The sequence below is a fragment of the Candidatus Lokiarchaeota archaeon genome, assembly GCA_014730275.1.
GTDB lineage: Archaea > Asgardarchaeota > Thorarchaeia > Thorarchaeales > Thorarchaeaceae > WJIL01.
The window spans coordinates 1-17,892 of the sequence record WJIL01000097.1; the positions used below are offsets into that span (position 1 = coordinate 1).

Consider the following 17,892-nt stretch of genomic DNA (forward strand, 5'->3'; position numbering starts at 1 on the left):
ATCGCATCTTGGTTGATTCTATCTAGATACCCCATTAGCGAGAAAGCCCAAACCGCACGTTCAGTATCAACTATGGTTCCATCTAACCAATGCCCTGTGGAGTTGTCGAACTTGTTTAACAGATACTGAAAAACAGCTTCCGTGTCTATACGATCCATTTCATCCAAATAGTCAAGACACATGAGGCCCAAGGCAACAGCGGAATATTCATTCTCCAATCCTGGGGCATAAGCAAACCCCCCGTCATGATAGCAGCCAAGCACGAAATTCAGAACCCTCGGTATGTCGATTGCTGATAGTTCATCAAGAAAAGATAGAGACCACAAAGCGCATTGAGTATTGATTAAGTTCGATTCTTGATCAAGCCACGGAGCTTGAGCAAAACCTCCATCTGACAACTGATTCGTTTTAATGAACTCTTTAATTCCATCGACGTCAAGTTGTTCAAGGATAGATAAATTGGAAAATATTTCAAGAGCGATTCTCAAAGTAATTACGCCACCAGCAGTGCTATAAGAGGAGTTTACAGGGGAAAACACATCATACGTCGATTCATCGTTTACCAAATCGCCTAGGAATGATTTGCATTCACTCCAGTCAAATGCATACGAATAATTCAGAATAGACAAAACATTGTAAGGATCGCGAACTTGAAATATGCTAAGTTCAGATTTGATTCTGGGGTCTGTAGGCCAAGCTCGTAGATATCCATAGAATGCACCGTCTTTAGAAGAATATAATGCCAGAGTATAATTAATGAGAGCTTGCCCTCTCGTTGTTGTATGGATATCCGAATGTTCAGATATAATTCTCTCTTTGTAAGCGAGATTCTGGTTTTTGTTCAACGGTATCAACTGTGTCAATAATAGAAAAACAAGCACTATCAGGACTTGAGGGCGTTTCGTTCTAATTTTTCGTTCCTCCAAAAAAAGGGGGGTCGACCCCCATTCTAATAGGGTGTAATTACGTAATCTTTTCCGCCACCTGTTGATACAGGAGTCATACTGGATACGTACTCACCATCACTAATACAGAGGAAGGAATCGTGTGCACTTTCCCATGCCTCCATATAATCTTTAAAAATGTAGTCGGCAAGAGACAACCCCCAAACTTCCGCAAACAGCTCAGCGAAAAAGTCCGCAGCCATTGTCTCCAAGCTACTAAACCAAAGGCCAGCAATGAGTCCTACAGCTGTTCCAACTGCAATATTCGTACCATCTCGTATATCCTCTAGGTATTCCTCTAGGAGATACCGAGCTCGCGAGAATGCTGTAGCTCCATCGTATCCGCCAGTGGGTGTATCATGGTACGGAATGCGCAATCCGGCAGTGTGTTCGTACCAGAAATTGATAGCAAGGAATGCTGCGGCATCAAGAGCAACCTCTCCTGTATAGCCGATAACCATTCGAACATTGGTTTTGTCCTTTATTCCTTCAGCCAATCGTGTGTCAACGATTCCATTTCCTGGACCCAGCGAGTTACATGCTGAAATGAAAACAAGTTCGCATTCACCATTTACATGGCTCCAATAATCTACTACCCTTGGATTCAAATCTGCGCCATACATATCGACATTCGGCCCAGTATTGGTCAGTTCTCCATGACTGCTTATGTGAACCCGATCAGTGGTACTCAGATATGATCTCAGTCTTGAATGGGTAGCACTAGACCCTACAGCTTTCTTAATTGTAATTGGAATGTCCAAACTGGAGCTAGATTCAGCATAGAAATCGTTATAGAAATCTAAGGCTGCTTTTGCTCCAAGATATGCATCATAGTGATGATCACGTTTGGTGCTAGGAGCAATCAAGCCAGCTTCTGGAATTCCTAATGTCAGGGGTTTCCTTTGGTTATGTGTCCTAGGATTTTCATTCACCAAATAGAACCCATAGATTACAAAAGACATTATTACTAATGGCAAAACTACATAAATTGCATAGAGTTTGGCCCTTGTTTCACGAAACATTTTACTCCCTAAGAGTTAGGGCGTGATTATATCTAATAAATATTTTTTTTATCATATACAAAAAAATAATAGTGTATTTTAGCCGTGCTGCTAAGATAACGAGTCATTAGTAGGGAAAATGACTAGGTTTGTCTTCGTTTCAAGAACGCTTTACTCATCACAAGTACGCCCATTCCATGCAAAAGCCCCTAGCCGCTTCAGGTCATTCTTTCATATCCGAAAAAACCATGTAATGCATTTATCCTGCCATACCGCGAAGATAAGCAGATGTAGAACAATCATAGAAAATGGGGCATTTTGTTCGCCCCATTCGTTCTTCTTTCTTGATTTGTTTCCATTCAGCCATTCATATTTCATTTCACGGCATGTTCAACTGTACTGATATCCCACGACTCACCAGTCCGGTGGAAAATCTCTCGTGCAATTGCTCCATATGATAGGCCCTCCTTCCGGAGAGAACATGCCACTTCTATTACTTCATCATTCATACGAGTACCGATTCTCTTGGCTTTGCGTGCGCGAATCATCTCAGCCAGTTCCTTCAAATACTCAGTTCATGTCGCATATATTCGACCTCTTTTCACAGATAAAATAGAGCTAAGAAACTCCATATGTCACTGAGAAGGTAGAGTATGACAGAAAAGGAAGTGGTGAACGAAGCGCGAACGTGGGACAGAGGATTTTCACTCATTCAACTGTAAGAAACAGGTTATCTGGAGAAACAAGCAACTTGAATTATCTTTGAGAAGGTGAGTGTTGCTGGTTGGATGTTTGCCGGCGTTTGCTAGAATATTCTCATGGATGTTAGTCTAGCATACGCAATCGTTATCAAGTTCGAATGTCAAACCCTGTAAACAAGAAATGTGGAGCTCGCAAGAGGAGGAACAGGCTGTGGAGGAAGAGAAAGCAAGGGATACAGCAGCAACTGAGAGAAAGAAATCAATCGGCCACAAAATAATGGCGGTACTTGAGGTCATCATCGTAAGACATGTCATCTACACCTTAATAGCAATGGGTCTTTTGTTGTTCATGTATGGAACTCTCGACCCAGAGCCGTTTCCGCTTGAGGCATCGTATATTGTGGGGTCACTCTGGTTTGTAATCCCAGCTCTCATGATATTCGGGCTAAGAAGAAAACCTTCCAACTACGGAATAACCACAGAAAAGGCACCAGAGAGCATAGACCTTGCATTCAGTGCTTTTCCCTACTTCCTTCTGACCTTTGCAGGATATGTAACCCTCATGATAGGCGGATGGTCATACCTTGAACCTTTGGGGGCCCTACTGATGACTGGTATCTTCCTGCTTTCCACCTTCCTTGTTGCCAGACTGATTTCTACCAAGTATAACGCCTTTGACGAGATGAAGCTACCAAAGGAAAAGCATAGGAACAATGTGGTTGTCCTGATCATCCTCCTGATGTTCCCAATCCTATTGGCGGTCGCATTGGATAGCCTATCCGTAGCAGTCCTCCATACGGTAATCTGGCAATTCATCTTCTCAGGTTTCGGTGAGGAAATCTTCTTCCGAGGATATATCCAATCTCGACTGAATCAGGTCTTTGGACGCCCATATGAGTGGAAAAGCATCCAATTTGGTCTTGGGTTATTCATCACAGCTGCATTGTTTGCAATCAGTCACATGTTCAGTATCGCAGGCTTCCTGATAGGTGACTTCACCGTGGATTGGTGGTATGGCACTTTCACATTCGTGGGAGGAATCCTCTTTGGATTACTTCGTGAGAAGACGGGTTCGATTGTTGCATCTGGAACGCTTCACGGTCTAGAGGCTGCTGGAGAAGGAATAGCAGCTGTCTTTGGATAAGACACCTGAATCAAAATCAAGTATTCAGGAGTAATATGAGTGTATGAAATTGTGAATCCGCAGACTCCACGCCAAGGGGAAAACCTGTGGGGCAAAAGACAAGTATCCTGGTGATAAAGTGAATGTCGAGTCGCAAAAATTAGCAGACAATAATGAATAGACATGCGAGAATTCGCTCTGAAACAGCTACGTTCCATATTCTATGACTCCTTTGCAGCATTTTGAACACACTTCTGCGATTATGACTAGAGTTCAAAAAAAAGAATGGGGGAGATCCAAGCTTCGTTAACTTGAACCTCCTGTGGGGACGCTAGGCCCCCCTGGATTTTCCTATCCAAAATATGACAACTAATGCCACTACAGCAACAACCGCAACCACACCGACAACCAGTGGGTCAATCGGTATTGGGGCTGGCGGAGCAGTAGTAGTCATAGGCGTATAGTTAGATGCCACTGGAGGTGCAACGGTGAATCTGTCAAGGGTCTCAACATGCTTCGCAATAATGAAACCTTCTGTTTCAGATCCGGATCGATCGTCCTTCCATGCTTCGGCAATGTACATCTCCGCAAGTCCCTGATGATCCTCTGGCCGGAGATATGTTGGGCCTTTCGGACAATCGATGGTGAGTCCCTGCTCCAGATGCATAATCATGTCATCAGTATTGAGATCAGGAACTGCATTGGTCACGTTCACCAAGAATTGCGCCGTGGCAAACCCGCTTGCAGTGAATAGCTCGGGAACACGATACGTCAATCCGAAAGCTCCATTGGGCATGATGTTCCTTTCGACGTGTTGTTCTACCATCCAGTCGTTGACATCGTTATCTGGCAGCTCATAACCATACAGGCAGAGACCAGTAGAACCCTCATAGGTCGCAGGAGGGGTCAAACTATCCTCAATAACGTTCATAGACAGGATATCAATGCATGCTCCAGAGATTTCCATGTCTGCCGCAAGATCATAAGTCTCCAAATCTTCATACAGAAATGAGAAGTCACCAGCCCAGATCACAAACAGATATTCGATATCATATGTGTCATCGGCATCCTGGAGATTGAAGATGTACGGCGAGAAGTCATTGGCTGTAAGCGGTGCATACTGAATGCTTCGCACATTACCACCTTTCTCCTCTATTACTTCCGTCATTGATTGGACGCCACTATACCCGAAGGAATAGTCAGCAGCCAAGAAAGCAAAGTCCGTGTAGTTGAGATAGTCCATTGCATAAGTCACACCTGCATAGGCGTCATGCCAGTTATTCCTCGCAATGCGGAATATATACGGATTGAAGTTCTCCGCAGTTAGTGTGGTATCAGCAGCCGGACTTATGAAATACAATTTCTCGTACTCTTCGGCAATAGGAGCGATTGCTGCGGCAACGCTACTATAGGTTCCTCCAACGATTATATCAATGCCATCTGTTTCGATTGCGGATGTCACAAGCGATGCTGCTTCGGTCGGTGAACCCTTTGTATCATAGTATATGATTTCATAGGGCCGACCTGCTTGAGTCTTATTCTCGTTTTCATACCCCATCTCCGATGTGGCATAGACCATTCCTAGTTCGAAGCCTTGCTGTGTCCATGGTGCATAAAATGAAAGGCCAGCAGTTGTGAAAGGTGCAAAGACGCCTATTTTTATAGGCTCTTCGTCTTGTGCAGCAGCTGGTCTTACAAGGAGAGCAGGTAGACATATAGATACTAACAAGAGCATCGAAATAGAAGCAGAAATCAGTTTAGTCTTGTTCATATTCTCTTCTCCCATATCCAAGCACGAAATACTCAGTGCTTTTCCATATATACTTAGAATGCCGGTATATATCTGTTCAGTATGACTTGACGAAGCAATACTGAATGGGTTTTCTATAGGTTATAGGGCTTCATTCCGAAATCTTTCGAAGAAAGCCAAGACAAATGCTATTGAATTCATCAGGTTGCTCAAAAGTAACTGCGTGGCCAGAATCAGGAATAATGGTCATTTCTGAATCAGGAATTCTGTCGTGAATCAGCTGAGAATACGGATAGGCTGGCTTCAGGATGTCTTGCTCGCCGGCAATAATACAAGTCGGTACGCTGATTTCAGACAATCGATCCGTGATATCAAGCATCAGAAACGCATCAAGTAGTCGCACAAGTGCGGGAAAATCCAGTGTTTTGTAGCGCTCCTTGGCCTTTTCAAGGATTTCAGTTTGTTCACTGATGAATGGTTCTGCGAAATTAAGTGGTACAGTCGCCCGATAGAACATCTCAGGGTCCTCGACCTCGCATGCATAACGCCATAACAGACACATATCACGGAGCAAAGGACCAATCTCCGAAACAGCACTACAGGCCACAAGGCTCCTAACCGCGTCGGGGTATTTCAATGCAAAAACCAACCCCAATTCAGCTCCATAACTAATCCCAACATGATGAACCTTGGATATACCTAGATTCTCAAGAAGAATCATCTGGTCATCTGCGTGCATTTCGAAGGTATACTCTCCCTCCGGTTTATCGCTCTGTCCTTGCCCACGCATATCATAGAGTATGACTTGATGGTGCTTAGAGAAAGCAGGAAGCTGGTTTACCCAGCCTAGAGTGTTTGAGAAGATACCATTACCAAAAACAACAGGTTCACCTTCACCATGGATTTCATAGTAGAAATCCATTCCATTCACATTGCTAATAGGCATAACTAATCTTCCTCCTCCCCGAAATCTTCCCGCAGTTTTCGTTTCAAGATTTTCCCAGCTCCCGAAATATAGGGTTCGAAGCTCTCCATAAAAACTACAGATTTCGGTATTTTGAACTTTGCAAGTTTCCCCTTGCAGAAATCCAGTATCTCATCCTCTGTGACGTCTTGACCCGATTTGGGAATAACAAGAGCACGTCCCACTTCACCCCATTTCGGATGCGGAACTCCAATAACCTGCACTTCGCCAATTTTGGGATGTTCTTCCAGCAATTTTTCAATCTCCCGAGGATAGACATTTTCCCCACCGGAGATGAACATGTCCTTAACTCGATCTACAACATAGAAGAAGCCTTCATGATCAAAGTAGACAATATCTCCGGTCCTGAACCAGCCATCCTCATCTAAGAGCTCCTCGTTCAGTTCTGGCCTATTCCAGTATCCTGTTGTGACCGTGGGACCTTTGAACAAGAGTTCACCGGTCTCATTTGCGCCACATTCCTTCCCCGTTTTGGGATCAACCACTTTTGCATCTATGAAGAAATTGGGGGTGCCAATGCTGCCGATTTTCTCTACTGCATGCCACGGATCAAGAGCGAAACAACTAGGTCCAACTTCTGTCATCCCAAAACCTTGCTTGAACTTGACGCCGTGTGTATTTCTGAAGGTCTTGATAATATCCAACGGGAGGGCTTCTCCTCCGGATGTCAGGAACCGAACACTACCGAAATCGATTGACTCGAAGTTGGGGGTATTCATTAGCATTCTATACTGGGTAGGGACAGCAAAGAAGAAATCGGGTCTTTCAGTATTGATGAGTTCTATTACTGTCTGTACATCCCATCGGCCCATCTGTACTATTTTTCCGCCAAGAATGAAGAGAGGTATGGCATAGACGTATAATCCGCCAACATGAAAGAGGGGTAGATGGTTAATGTAGATATCACCAGGAAGGATATCACGAATAGTGTTCAGGGTGTTGAATGCTACATGACGATAGGTAATCATAGCTCCCTTCGGTAGCCCCGTTGTTCCCCCTGTGTACATAATACCCATAGCATCGTCATAGGAGATGTCTACAACCTCAGGAGGGGTGATTGGTGCATTTTCCACGACATCTTGGTAGTTCAAAGCCCCATCCAGTTTAGGTTCAGTTTCATCCAGCGAAATCCAAAAATCTACATCCGTCGCCTCTTGTAGCTCAGGTACAACATCAGCTGTATTTGCGTCATAGCAAAGAACAGATGGTGCAAGGTCATTGACAAGATTCGTTAGTTCTCTGGCCACAAGACGCCAGTTAAGAGGGCTGAAGATACCACCACACTTCTGACAGCCAAAGAAGGTTTCCCAGTATTCCAAGCTATTGTGTGCCAATATACAGAGTCGATCGCCTTTCTTGAATCCTATATTCTCGTGCAGGCAGTTGGCAACTTGATTTGCTCGCCTGTTGAACTCTCTGTAAGTGTATCTCGTTCCACTGCCAACATCGAAGATAGCTTCATCTTCAGGAGAGTATACTTCTCGCTTGGATAGATAATCAAACTGGTTTGCCACATACATCCCTTCGCGGAGATTCAATTTTCAACCGCATACACACGGTTTCTTCTTAATACCAATATACAAACTGCTAGAAAACTCTTTACCACCATCTTAACACGGCCGCTGCCATGTTGAATCCTCCACCCGATGAACACAATGCTATGTATTCTCCATTGCCATGGCCTGGAGGAGGGAGTTTCCCTTGATCAACGGCATCGTACATAGCGAGTGCAATACATGCAGAGCCTGTATAGCCCCATTTGTCCATGACCGTGTGGGTCTTACCGAGGGGTATACCAAGCTCTTCCATAACAGCCTCGATGGTACGGATGTTTATCTGTGTAAAAAAGAACCAATCAATATCCTCAAGGGTCAGATTGGCCTTTAGCACGCACTCTCTCGTCAAACCAGGCCAGTGCTGAAGATTGGTATCTGCTGGGAAACGCTTGCGAAAGGCAAGGTGGTGTTGTTTGTTTTCAATGGCTTCAATCGTGGGTGGTTCAGCAGTTCCTCCAACGTAGACCCCCACATGGTCATAATAGGAGCCATCCGCGATTAGTTTCGAGGTGATGATTCCCTCGCGTTCGTCACTGGGTTCCAAAACTACAGCTCCTGCGCCATCAGCAAACATCGTGCATGTGTAGTGATCCGTCCAGTCAACGAATTTGGTCATCCCATATGCTCCAACAACCAAAACCGACTCCAATGTGCGATCAGTCTGTATGTATCGAGACCCAACATCCAGAGAGGTGACAAATCCTGCGCAGGCGCAATTGACATCAAAGGTTCCAGCATTCTTAGCACCCAGCTTGTACTGAAGTACGACTGATGTTGCCGGGGAGAGGTAATCGGGCGTGTCAGTACCAAGTATGATTAAATCAAGGTCGTCCGGGCTCACATCTGCATTCTCTAGTGCTTCGCGGCTTGCATGGAGAGCAAGATCGGACGTGGTTTCATCCTCAGCCATAACGCGGCGTTCTTTGATACCAACATTCTCTACTAACCATTCCCCTGTCCCCGGGCGATCGAGCATATCTTCTATTTCTTGATTTGTTACAATCTTCTTAGGCACATACATACCTAAACCAGTAATCAACGCCGAACGCCCCATTATCAAAACCCTCAGTATTCTTTTCGACAACTATCACCGAAAACGAAGCTGGTTACCAAGCAGCCAAGCAGTCTTTGCGGCTAGACTACCTCCCCCTTGGATTCAGGAGTATATGAACCATCTTCAACTGCATCAAGGAAGTTCAGCACTTCCTCATTGAATTTCTCATAGTATTCAATGAAGCTCAAGTGGGGGCCATCTTTTATGAGCACCAACTTCGCTTGTGGAAGAGCATCAGCCAGCATCTCTGCATTTTTTGGTGGAACAATAAGATCGCTGTCGCCATGAATGACAAGTACTGGACAGGATATCTCCTCAACTTCTGGCTCAAGATTGAGACCCAATGTTGCAGAAGCTTGATGTCCCCGCGCGTACAGGGGCTGAGGACGTTTTTCCCGCCATTCTATGATTTGCTCTACGAGAGGTTTGTTTTCTTCATAAAAGTCCGAACTGAAAGTGACGCTATAGCGCATTTCCATGGCCTGCTCTTTTGATAGCGTTTCAGTTGGACTGGCAAACATCAGGGCTTGCGTCTTGTCATCAGCAGAGATAGAATTCGGGCCGGCGAAACTAGTTGAACCAAGAATCAAACTTCGAACCTTCTCAGGATACGAAATGGCCACCTGCTGTGCAATAAAGCCGCCCATCGAGATTCCAAGAATATGTGCACGTGGGATATCCAATGCGTCCATCAGACCAATGGTATCGTTAGCAAACATCTCCATGGTATACGGATAATCGGGCATCGAGCTTCTGCCTACTCCTCGATTATCAAAGACGACACACCTGTATTTTTCTTTGAAAGTAGGAATTTGTCGAAACCACATCCAGAGGGAATAGCCCCAGCCCTCTATGCAGATAAGTGGTGGAACATCAGATGGTCCATGAACTTCGTAGTAGATATCTACGTCACCTACTGTCTCATACGGCAAAATAATCACCTACTTCCGTTTCAGCTTCTCTTCTTTGCGATATCATAATCATATTTCCATCTCCGTCTAGAGGCTAAAAATCAACAATGACACAAACAGACCCATTATACCCAGTAGTGCGAATACCCAATAATCATCATCTCTTATGCGGAATTCAAATTGGGAGGGTTTCAGTTTTCCTAGTTTCTCTCGGATAAAACCAGCCCTGTTCTTAATGGAACCCACAATACCCAGAGGCAGGAACAACACAATGAAGACGTAGACTATGCCTAATCCTACCAACCAGAGTTCGCCTGGGAGACCCAACACATCTCTCAGGAATTCGGTGAGATTCAGTTCTGAATATACTACGACCCCAGCCCCAAGCAAAGGACCGAGTAATGTGCCAATGCCTCCGATAATTGTGTAAAGCATTGCATCTATTGATATCTCGACTCCTAACGCACTTACCGGATCAATGGTTCTAATGATAGGTGCATATAATGCCCCCGCAAGTCCCGCAATTGCGCCACTTATGACTACGACGACTATCTTGCAGAAGTAGCTGTTGTAACCAAGAGCTTGAGCCCGCTCTTCATTCTGAGCCACAGCAACCACCATTCTGCCAAATGGTGACACAACAAGTCGTTTCATGAAAATATAGACTATCATGACACTGGTCAGTACAAGATAGTACTGCACGGGGATTGTGTAATAGAAGGTCTGAGAGTTCGCAATCCATAGTGATACCATTTCAAAGATGTTGGTCCCAAAAGTGATAAACACACCAATGAGGGCAGTCGCCATGATAGCAATAGGCAAAATGGAAGAAGTGAGTGAATCTCCACTTCCGTCTTTACTAGATTGTGTTCTTGCTTTCTCAGAAAACTGAAGGGGGTCCTCGATTGACGCTTTTCGTTCCATCCAGTAAAGAAAAATCATCATGAGAAATGAAACAAAGACCAATATCGGTCCGAGAATATTGACTCCGAAAATAAGAAGGATACCTGTGAAGGCAATCATCACAGGACTTAAGAGAACTAGACCAATGCGCTCGGTTCTTTCTTTTACATAGAGGACAACCATTCCAAAGAAGCCCGCAATGAAAATGAATGCAAGACAGACGTAGAGAAGATACACAGGGGCAGTTCTGAGAATAGCTGGAGTTGATACTCCCAGTCCTGTTTCACCACCCGATATGTCTGGGGATTCAACAAAGAAATTGTAGATAAACATAGCAATTGCTAGAGCAATAAATGCAAAGGCGGTACCTTTCATACGGCTGGTTGTAAGCCCCATGACGAAGCCCAGACCAGCACCTACCATCATTGCAAGGAGGATAGTAAGTGGATAGGGAATGCTTGCGACAAAATTCAGGGGAGGGGGAAGAACTGATGCATCCAATGTGAATGCCATGAAGTAGGCTCCCACACCAAAGAGTGCCACATGTCCGAAATTAAGAAGGCCTGCTCGTCCCAGCTGGAGATCAAAAGACATCGCAAGAAGACCGAAAATCATTATCTGAGTCACAATATAGAGCATAGCTCGAAGCGGAGAAGTGCCTACTGCAGTGCCCAATGGAAGTAGATAGAAGAATGCAAAAACAGCCACTAGCGTTCTGTTCTTTGATAGCACAGCAGGTAGATTACGAATGCCTTCCACTATCCACACAGGAATAGAAGCTATCCAATCCATTATGGCATTGCTGATGTTCTTTGTACTGCTCTCGTTATTCATGTACCAGTCAATCCTCCTGGTTTCACTATCAATATAATGGCCATTATGATGAAGACGATAATGTTCTCAAGAAACGGAATGAAATACGCCGTGAGCTTCATCGCCAGACCTACTATCAAAGCCCCAAAGAAAGTCCCTTCAAAGCGACCATAATGAGCTCCACCAACAACCACTATGACGAATGCAAATATGAGATAGGTCAGACCATGACCTGTATTCGCTCCAATCCACGGAACCAAGACTGCACCGGACAACCCTGCAAGACCTGCACCAAGCATGAATACGAGTGTGAAGAGCTTCTTGATGTCAGTGCCGAGTATTTCAACCATCTCTGAATCTTCTATTCCGGCCTGAATTTGGAGACCAATACGGGTTCTCCGGAAAGTCACAAACATAGCAGCGGCGACTGTCAATCCGAGAAAAATCAGGAAGATTCGATAGGTTTCAAATTTCAGAGGGCCGCCAAAATCGATAATGCCGGTGATGAAGAAATAGCCGATTTGTGAGTTAGGACTAATGAAGTAGGTTACTACTGAACTCCCCCAGACTATCTCAGCGATTTGTGTAATGATGTACATGAAGCCAACAGTCAGCAGTATTTGAGCGACAGCATTGCCATAGAGCCTCCGAACTGTGAAGAACTCAATTCCTCCACCTATGAGAGCCATAACCGCAGTTGCTCCAAGAGCACCAACGATGAAAGCTAAGACAGACATAGCAAACGGATTCGCTGCAAAATAAGAGGAAAACGGCAACGTAGGGTCTAGAAGAACAGCTTCCGTTCCGAGGTAAATCTCCAAACCTAGGAAACCACCGAGCATAAAGAAGGCTCCGTGAGCGAAATTGATAACGTCACACAAACCAAATATCAAGAAGAACCCAGACACCATCAAAAAGAGGAGCATACTGAGTGCAAGACCATCAATCAATCCCTTGCTTATTCTGACGAAAAAGCCACTCCACGAATAGGTGGCTATGGCCCACACAACAAAGATAGCTCCCAGTGCAAGCACTATTACTAGATTCATAATCTGACGGATTTGCGGATTTTCGTCAAGATAGTCCCGAACAGAATCAATCTTTCTTTGCATTGCGAATCTTAGCCTCCTCGAATCTCTAAGTATATCATATGCTCACACCCAAGTATTGGGCTATCAGGTCCTTGTCTTCGATCAACTCGGTCATGTTATTGCCCTCTTGTACAATCTTGCCATTGTCAAAAATGTAGTAATTGTCGCCCAATTCGGACACGGTCATGAAGTTCTGTTCTACCAACAGTATAGTTGCGAACTCCTTTAGTCTGTCAAGTGCTTCGATAAGATTCCTCGCAAGAAGAGGGCTCAGACCTTCTGTGGGTTCATCTATGAGTAACAGGTCATTATCATTCATCAATGCCCGAGCCACTGCCAGCATCTGCTGTTGACCTCCAGAAAGAGTGCCTGCTTTTTGCTTGAAGAAGCCCTCCATATCAGGAAACAAATCGAAAATGAATTCCAGTCGTTCCTCCATGCCTTCTTCAAGGCCGTCCTTTCGCATTGATACAATCAGGTTTTGTTCAACAGTTAGTGATCCGAATATTCTTCTAGTGTCAGGAACGTAGCCAATACCCTTCTGTACTATTTCATGTGTGGGCAGACTGGATATGTTCTCGCCTTTGAACATGACCTTTCCCTCTTTAGGAGGATATAAGCCCAGAATCGTCTTCATCGCTGTTGTCTTGCCGGCTCCATTCCGCCCCAGCAAGAGGGTGACTTCTCCCTTGGGTACAACTAATGATATGCCCTGCAAAATGTAGAATGAACCGATGTACACGTGTGCATCTTGTATTTCAAGCAAGTTTGTCATTTGTATCACCAAGGTAAGCTGTCAATACTCGTTCATCTTCTCGAATCTCGTCTGGAGTGCCTTTCGCAATTATCTTCCCTTCTGCCAGAGCGATTATTTCTTCGCTGAGTCGCATGACGATGTCCATCTTATGCTCAACAACTAGCAATGTGAGATCATCCCCATACGAATCCTTTACCCGGAGAATCGCATCAATTACTTCAGGGATTTCTTCAATTGACATCCCAGCAGCAGGTTCGTCGAGTAAGAGTAGTCTCGGTTCGGTTGCAAGCGCCATAGCAATCTCGAGCTTTCTCTGCTCAGCATGCGGAATCAAAGCAGCAGGAACATAGAGCCTCGCAGGGTCCAAACCCACAATGGTGGCTATCTCAATGACTCTTTCATGAAAGTGGTCGAAAGAACCGGCCTTTTTCAGTATGCCAAAGAAGTTCACCCTAGCTCCACTACAACCCTGAACTGCTAAACGAATATTCTCAAAAGCTGTCTGATGGGGAAAAATGTTCGTGATTTGATAAGAACGCGAAATCCCCTTTCGTGCCCTTTGATGCATTGAAGTTCTTGTGATGTCTTGACCTTCAAAATAGACCTTCCCAGATGATGGGGACAGAGCACCTGTAATTAGATTGAACAACGTGGTTTTTCCTGACCCATTGGGGCCAATAATCGCCTTTATTGAACCTCGCTCGACAGCAATACTGACATCGTTAACGGCAATCAGTCCGCCAAAATTCTTGGTCAACCCACTTGTAGTAAGAATAAGGTCGTTAGTCGAGGTCAATTTGGTATCCCCCAGAGGCTTTACGGCAATTCTGAAGACGGTTGTTGCCGGGTAGTTCAGTCTTCGTCGATAATATACCTTTTGGAAAAAACAAATCGAAAAGAGGATAGCTTGTAACGGTTTCCATAATCAGACTGAAGTCCATTTCCCTAATCCGATGACACCCCTTAGCAGGGAATAAGAGACTATTAGCCCCTTGAAATCACATAGTAGCCCATCTGGGGGAAGATAGAGGGTTCTCGACTACGAACTGGTTCTAGTTTCCAGTGCCGAGATTCATAGACGAAGTACAGCAGACGTGCAATGAGAAGGCCCAATCCAGGTCCATAGAAGAGATATCCCCAAGGAATCGAAAAATCTGCAAGAATTAGACTCACAAGAAAATCCAAAACTGTCGAGACTATGAAAAACGGAGGACTTAGCACAAGGAATGCATTCTTTACGGAAACACGGATTGATCCATGGACTTCAAGTCGGCGTTTGTACCTTTGGAGGAGATAGAAACCAACAATCAAACCAACGAATGCGGAGGCGAAATATAGCAGGGCTGCCATGGTGTTGGTTATCTCAAATGGCCAAGGAGATGGCCGGTCATAGAAGATAGGGAATAGGATGCCCGCTGTACTGAAGATGCTCACTACAATATCTACTGAAGACAATAGCAGAAAAGACGCATGTGACGAAAGATAATTCCCTGATATTGTCTCAGGCCTTTGCCCCTGATACAACGTAATCCAATCCTTCGTTCCTCATCTACTGAATAGACACTTGGCTTTGTTGGTAGCTTGCCTATTCAATCCCGATTACATGATGATTCATCTCTTTCCTCACCAAACATGACAGTCCAAGAGAGTAGGGAATAACTCCTATCTTATGTTCAATACTCTAATTAGAAACCGTGGTATCTCATACGTCAAGGATGCATATCAAGCACAATTAGCTACCCAACGTGAATTACAATTGACAGAAGAGCAGCCAAGGTACTGGGGTTCATGGAAAGGACGCGTAGTAAAAGCAATATCGATAGACAGAGCACGAACACCCTTGCTGTGGAGATGAAATATCTTATAAGCATTAACTATAGTTAATTAGGAAGGTGAGAATTTTGTCGCAGACGCAAAAAGCAGTCACCTCGCAAGATTCAAAGGAAAACGAGGAAAAGACTGAGATGAAATCGAGGAAGTCACGTTTCGTAGCCATTATCCTAGCAAGTACGGCATTGGCAACGCTAGGTGTTCCCTTCATCAGTCCTGCCCTTCCTATCATAAGGGATGTTTTCTCGGTAACGGATGCACAAGCAAGTCTCCTTGTAAGTGCCTATTTTGCAGTTGGGATAGTGTTTTCGCCGTTCATAGGAGTTCTGGAAGACCGTGTTGGTCGGCGTCCTATTCTTGGTTCTTCGTTGATTATTTTCGGAATTACAGGTGGCTTGTTGCTGTTTGTGCCTGAGTTTTGGATGATCTTGGCTATTCGTTTTGTCCAAGGAACTGCTGCTGCAGGTCTGTTCATCACGACGGTTACGCTGATCAGCGATACGTTCGATGGGGCGAAACGCGACTCTGTGCTTGGTTTGAATAATGCAGTATTATCAATTGGTGCTGCAATTTTCCCCGTGCTAGGAGGTTTCCTAGTAACAATTACGTGGAATACACCCTTCGTCGTATACCTTGTTGCTATTCCTCTAGGTCTGGTTGCACTCAAGTTTGTTGAAGAACCAGTAAAGGAGGTACAGGAAACAAGAGAATCCACTACACGAGAAAAAATAACTGCAATTGTTGGTCAAGGCACAATAACGGCATATGCCTCTGCAATTGTTGTAGAGATTCTTTTGTTTGGAACAGTTCTAACAGCATTGCCATTCTATCTAAGTCGGGTTTTTGAACTCGGGCCTGTGGCTATAGGTGCCGCACTCTCGATTGGCAGTATATCTGCTGCAATAACAGCGGTAACAAGTGGGAAACTATCCGAGAATCTCTCTAGTCAGAAAATCATCGCTTTGTCATTCTTTCTCTACGGTATTGGATTGATTGGCTTCTGGAGCGCTACGTCATACATATGGATTCTAGCAAGCGGGGTAATCTTCGGTTCTGGAACAGGTCTATCACTACCTGCTATTGATTCTCTAATCTCTACCCATGTATCAGACGAATTTCGTGGCAAAGCGCTTGGTGTGAGGAATGGGACTACATTCCTCGGTCGAACGGCAGGACCAATCCTGTTCACAGCTATAGGACTTATGATAGAATATTCGGCACTTCTACTCACAGCCAGCATCCTGATTCTTGGAGCGGCCCTACTACTCTTCGCATTATCAGGGACATCACTAGGTAAGAATCCCTAGCTATCCGTCTTTAGAGCCTTTCTTGGAGCCCAACAGTCTATCTAAACCTGCACTTAGGCATATTTCAGTAGATGCTATGAGTAAAAACGGAATAGTGATGAGAACAGTATATGAGATGAAACGCAGTGGATTTGCAAATGGGGAACCAATAGTAAAGTACGCAAATACCAGTATGGTTATTACAACTGGGATGAGCCAACGAGGATTCCATTTTGACTCGCTTTCCGATGTATCAGATTCACTTTCGTATGAACGGTATTCGGAGGAACTTGATGGTGGCATAACAATCTCCTCTTAGCCTGTAGATATGTTGATACATAACCATATGAATGATTCTTGCGAGTCCTCACCGGTAAGGTTTTCGGCCCATATGGCCAATGCTTCGGGTCCCATGACATATCCTAGCTCGACATATTAGGCATTACCAATACCAGTAGCACGAACAAGTGCTTGATGATGGTTGATAACGGGAAACTGCTTAGGGTATTCTATGTAGAAAGAGAAGGTGACATTGTAGGGATTACAGCATATAGAATAAGCAAAGTGAGAAAGTATAAGCCAGAGTAATCACATTCCTTTTGATGAAGAAGGCAATCAGAAGGTGACCATGTTGCGTGTATTTGCAATTTCGGGTTTCTCGGGAACAGGCAAAACTACCTTGGTAAAAGACGTAGTCAAGCATCTGACCGAAAGAGGATATTCAGTCGGAACCGTGAAGAGCTCTAAAGAAGATATACTTCCCCCAGAAGGTACTGATACATACATACATCTGAAGGCATCTGCACATCCTGTCGTACTTCTCGGACCCAGTACAACCACAATTAGATACATGCAGAGATTACCCCCAACTAAATTGTTTGAGAGAATCGATGCAGATATTGTTGTGTTTGAGGGGTTCAAATCAGCTTCAATACCAAGGGTATGGTGCGTGGGAACTCAGACAATTGACTTGAAGAGTATCCCAGATACAACACATGCTATAATCAGCTGGAAATCAACTGAAACAATAGATCGGCATTCCATTCCAGTTCTGCAATCTGATGCCATTGAGGAAATAGCAGACATAATCGAGGAGCATGCAGTTGAGCCTGAAAATGTACAGTTTTGAATAGATTGAATTCAACCATCCATTTCTCCAAAATTGAAAAAGGGCACCAGTTCAATGG

Annotated in this window: 17 protein-coding genes; 4 read left to right on the forward strand and 13 right to left on the reverse strand. The window is 44.5% G+C overall.

What is annotated here, in order from left to right:
• The 3 genes from GF309_11060 to GF309_11070 form a co-directional block, all read right to left on the reverse strand.
• The coding region (locus tag GF309_11060; protein MBD3159318.1) for a hypothetical protein at window positions 1-845 on the reverse strand (845 nt) is incomplete at its 3' end.
• 104 nt (window positions 846-949) lie between these two features.
• Window positions 950-1,966, reverse strand: coding sequence for a hypothetical protein (locus GF309_11065; GenBank protein MBD3159319.1), 1,017 nt, complete (start codon window positions 1,964-1,966; stop codon window positions 950-952).
• Between the two features lie 353 nt (window positions 1,967-2,319).
• Window positions 2,320-2,493 carry a hypothetical protein gene (locus tag GF309_11070; GenBank protein MBD3159320.1) on the reverse strand — a complete coding sequence of 58 codons (174 nt, stop codon included), beginning with the start codon at window positions 2,491-2,493 and terminating at the stop codon, window positions 2,320-2,322.
• 334 nt (window positions 2,494-2,827) lie between these two features.
• Here GF309_11070 and GF309_11075 point away from each other — a divergent pair, with 334 nt between their 5' ends.
• Window positions 2,828-3,790: a CPBP family intramembrane metalloprotease gene (locus GF309_11075; GenBank protein MBD3159321.1), complete on the forward strand. Its 963-nt coding sequence runs from the start codon at window positions 2,828-2,830 to the stop codon at window positions 3,788-3,790.
• 310 nt (window positions 3,791-4,100) lie between these two features.
• Here the strand turns inward: GF309_11075 and GF309_11080 are convergent, their stop codons facing one another.
• From GF309_11080 to GF309_11125, 10 genes are all read right to left on the reverse strand, one after another.
• Window positions 4,101-5,555, reverse strand: coding sequence for an ABC transporter substrate-binding protein (locus GF309_11080; GenBank protein ID MBD3159322.1), 1,455 nt, complete (start codon window positions 5,553-5,555; stop codon window positions 4,101-4,103).
• A gap of 115 nt (window positions 5,556-5,670) precedes the next feature.
• Window positions 5,671-6,465, reverse strand: a complete 795-nt coding sequence (locus GF309_11085; protein ID MBD3159323.1) for an alpha/beta fold hydrolase — start codon at window positions 6,463-6,465, stop codon at window positions 5,671-5,673.
• 2 nt (window positions 6,466-6,467) lie between these two features.
• Complete coding sequence (locus GF309_11090; GenBank protein MBD3159324.1) at window positions 6,468-8,042, reverse strand: AMP-binding protein; 1,575 nt, start codon at window positions 8,040-8,042, stop codon at window positions 6,468-6,470.
• A gap of 61 nt (window positions 8,043-8,103) precedes the next feature.
• Window positions 8,104-9,114: a beta-ketoacyl-ACP synthase 3 gene (locus tag GF309_11095; GenBank protein MBD3159325.1), complete on the reverse strand. Its 1,011-nt coding sequence runs from the start codon at window positions 9,112-9,114 to the stop codon at window positions 8,104-8,106.
• Between the two features lie 80 nt (window positions 9,115-9,194).
• The gene (locus GF309_11100; GenBank protein ID MBD3159326.1) at window positions 9,195-10,055 is read right to left on the reverse strand and encodes an alpha/beta fold hydrolase; all 861 of its coding nucleotides are present in this window, start codon (window positions 10,053-10,055) and stop codon (window positions 9,195-9,197) included.
• A gap of 57 nt (window positions 10,056-10,112) precedes the next feature.
• Window positions 10,113-11,762 (reverse strand): hypothetical protein, encoded by a 1,650-nt coding sequence (locus GF309_11105; GenBank protein MBD3159327.1) that lies wholly within the window; start codon window positions 11,760-11,762, stop codon window positions 10,113-10,115.
• On the reverse strand, window positions 11,759-12,853 hold the full coding sequence (locus tag GF309_11110) for a hypothetical protein (protein MBD3159328.1): 1,095 nt from the start codon (window positions 12,851-12,853) through the stop codon (window positions 11,759-11,761). The genes GF309_11105 and GF309_11110 overlap by 4 nt, the downstream gene beginning before the upstream one ends.
• 34 nt (window positions 12,854-12,887) lie before the next feature.
• Window positions 12,888-13,607 (reverse strand): ATP-binding cassette domain-containing protein, encoded by a 720-nt coding sequence (locus GF309_11115; GenBank protein MBD3159329.1) that lies wholly within the window; start codon window positions 13,605-13,607, stop codon window positions 12,888-12,890.
• Window positions 13,591-14,364: an ATP-binding cassette domain-containing protein gene (locus GF309_11120; protein MBD3159330.1), complete on the reverse strand. Its 774-nt coding sequence runs from the start codon at window positions 14,362-14,364 to the stop codon at window positions 13,591-13,593. The genes GF309_11115 and GF309_11120 overlap by 17 nt, the downstream gene beginning before the upstream one ends.
• A gap of 209 nt (window positions 14,365-14,573) precedes the next feature.
• On the reverse strand, window positions 14,574-15,023 hold the full coding sequence (locus tag GF309_11125) for a hypothetical protein (GenBank protein MBD3159331.1): 450 nt from the start codon (window positions 15,021-15,023) through the stop codon (window positions 14,574-14,576).
• A gap of 467 nt (window positions 15,024-15,490) precedes the next feature.
• Between GF309_11125 and GF309_11130 the strand changes: the two genes are divergently transcribed.
• From GF309_11130 to mobB, 3 genes are all read left to right on the forward strand, one after another.
• A complete protein-coding gene (locus tag GF309_11130) occupies window positions 15,491-16,726 on the forward strand; it encodes an MFS transporter (protein MBD3159332.1) in 1,236 nt (411 codons plus the stop codon).
• A 76-nt stretch (window positions 16,727-16,802) separates the two neighbouring features.
• On the forward strand, window positions 16,803-17,024 hold the full coding sequence (locus tag GF309_11135; GenBank protein MBD3159333.1) for a hypothetical protein: 222 nt from the start codon (window positions 16,803-16,805) through the stop codon (window positions 17,022-17,024).
• Between the two features lie 303 nt (window positions 17,025-17,327).
• Window positions 17,328-17,834: a molybdopterin-guanine dinucleotide biosynthesis protein B gene (gene mobB / locus GF309_11140; protein MBD3159334.1), complete on the forward strand. Its 507-nt coding sequence runs from the start codon at window positions 17,328-17,330 to the stop codon at window positions 17,832-17,834.
• Window positions 17,835-17,892 lie beyond the last annotated feature (58 nt).

Coding starts and splice junctions, on each gene's coding strand:
- GF309_11070 (MBD3159320.1), bottom strand. CDS start 2,493: ATGATTCGCGCACGCAAAGCCAAGAGAATCGGTACTCGTATGAATGAT.
- GF309_11065 (MBD3159319.1), bottom strand. CDS start 1,966: ATGTTTCGTGAAACAAGGGCCAAACTCTATGCAATTTATGTAGTTTTG.
- GF309_11095 (MBD3159325.1), bottom strand. CDS start 9,114: ATGGGGCGTTCGGCGTTGATTACTGGTTTAGGTATGTATGTGCCTAAG.
- GF309_11135 (MBD3159333.1), top strand. CDS start 16,803: ATGAGTAAAAACGGAATAGTGATGAGAACAGTATATGAGATGAAACGC.
- GF309_11115 (MBD3159329.1), bottom strand. CDS start 13,607: ATGACAAACTTGCTTGAAATACAAGATGCACACGTGTACATCGGTTCA.
- GF309_11080 (MBD3159322.1), bottom strand. CDS start 5,555: ATGGGAGAAGAGAATATGAACAAGACTAAACTGATTTCTGCTTCTATT.
- GF309_11075 (MBD3159321.1), top strand. CDS start 2,828: ATGTGGAGCTCGCAAGAGGAGGAACAGGCTGTGGAGGAAGAGAAAGCA.
- GF309_11085 (MBD3159323.1), bottom strand. CDS start 6,465: ATGCCTATTAGCAATGTGAATGGAATGGATTTCTACTATGAAATCCAT.
- GF309_11110 (MBD3159328.1), bottom strand. CDS start 12,853: ATGCAAAGAAAGATTGATTCTGTTCGGGACTATCTTGACGAAAATCCG.
- GF309_11105 (MBD3159327.1), bottom strand. CDS start 11,762: ATGAATAACGAGAGCAGTACAAAGAACATCAGCAATGCCATAATGGAT.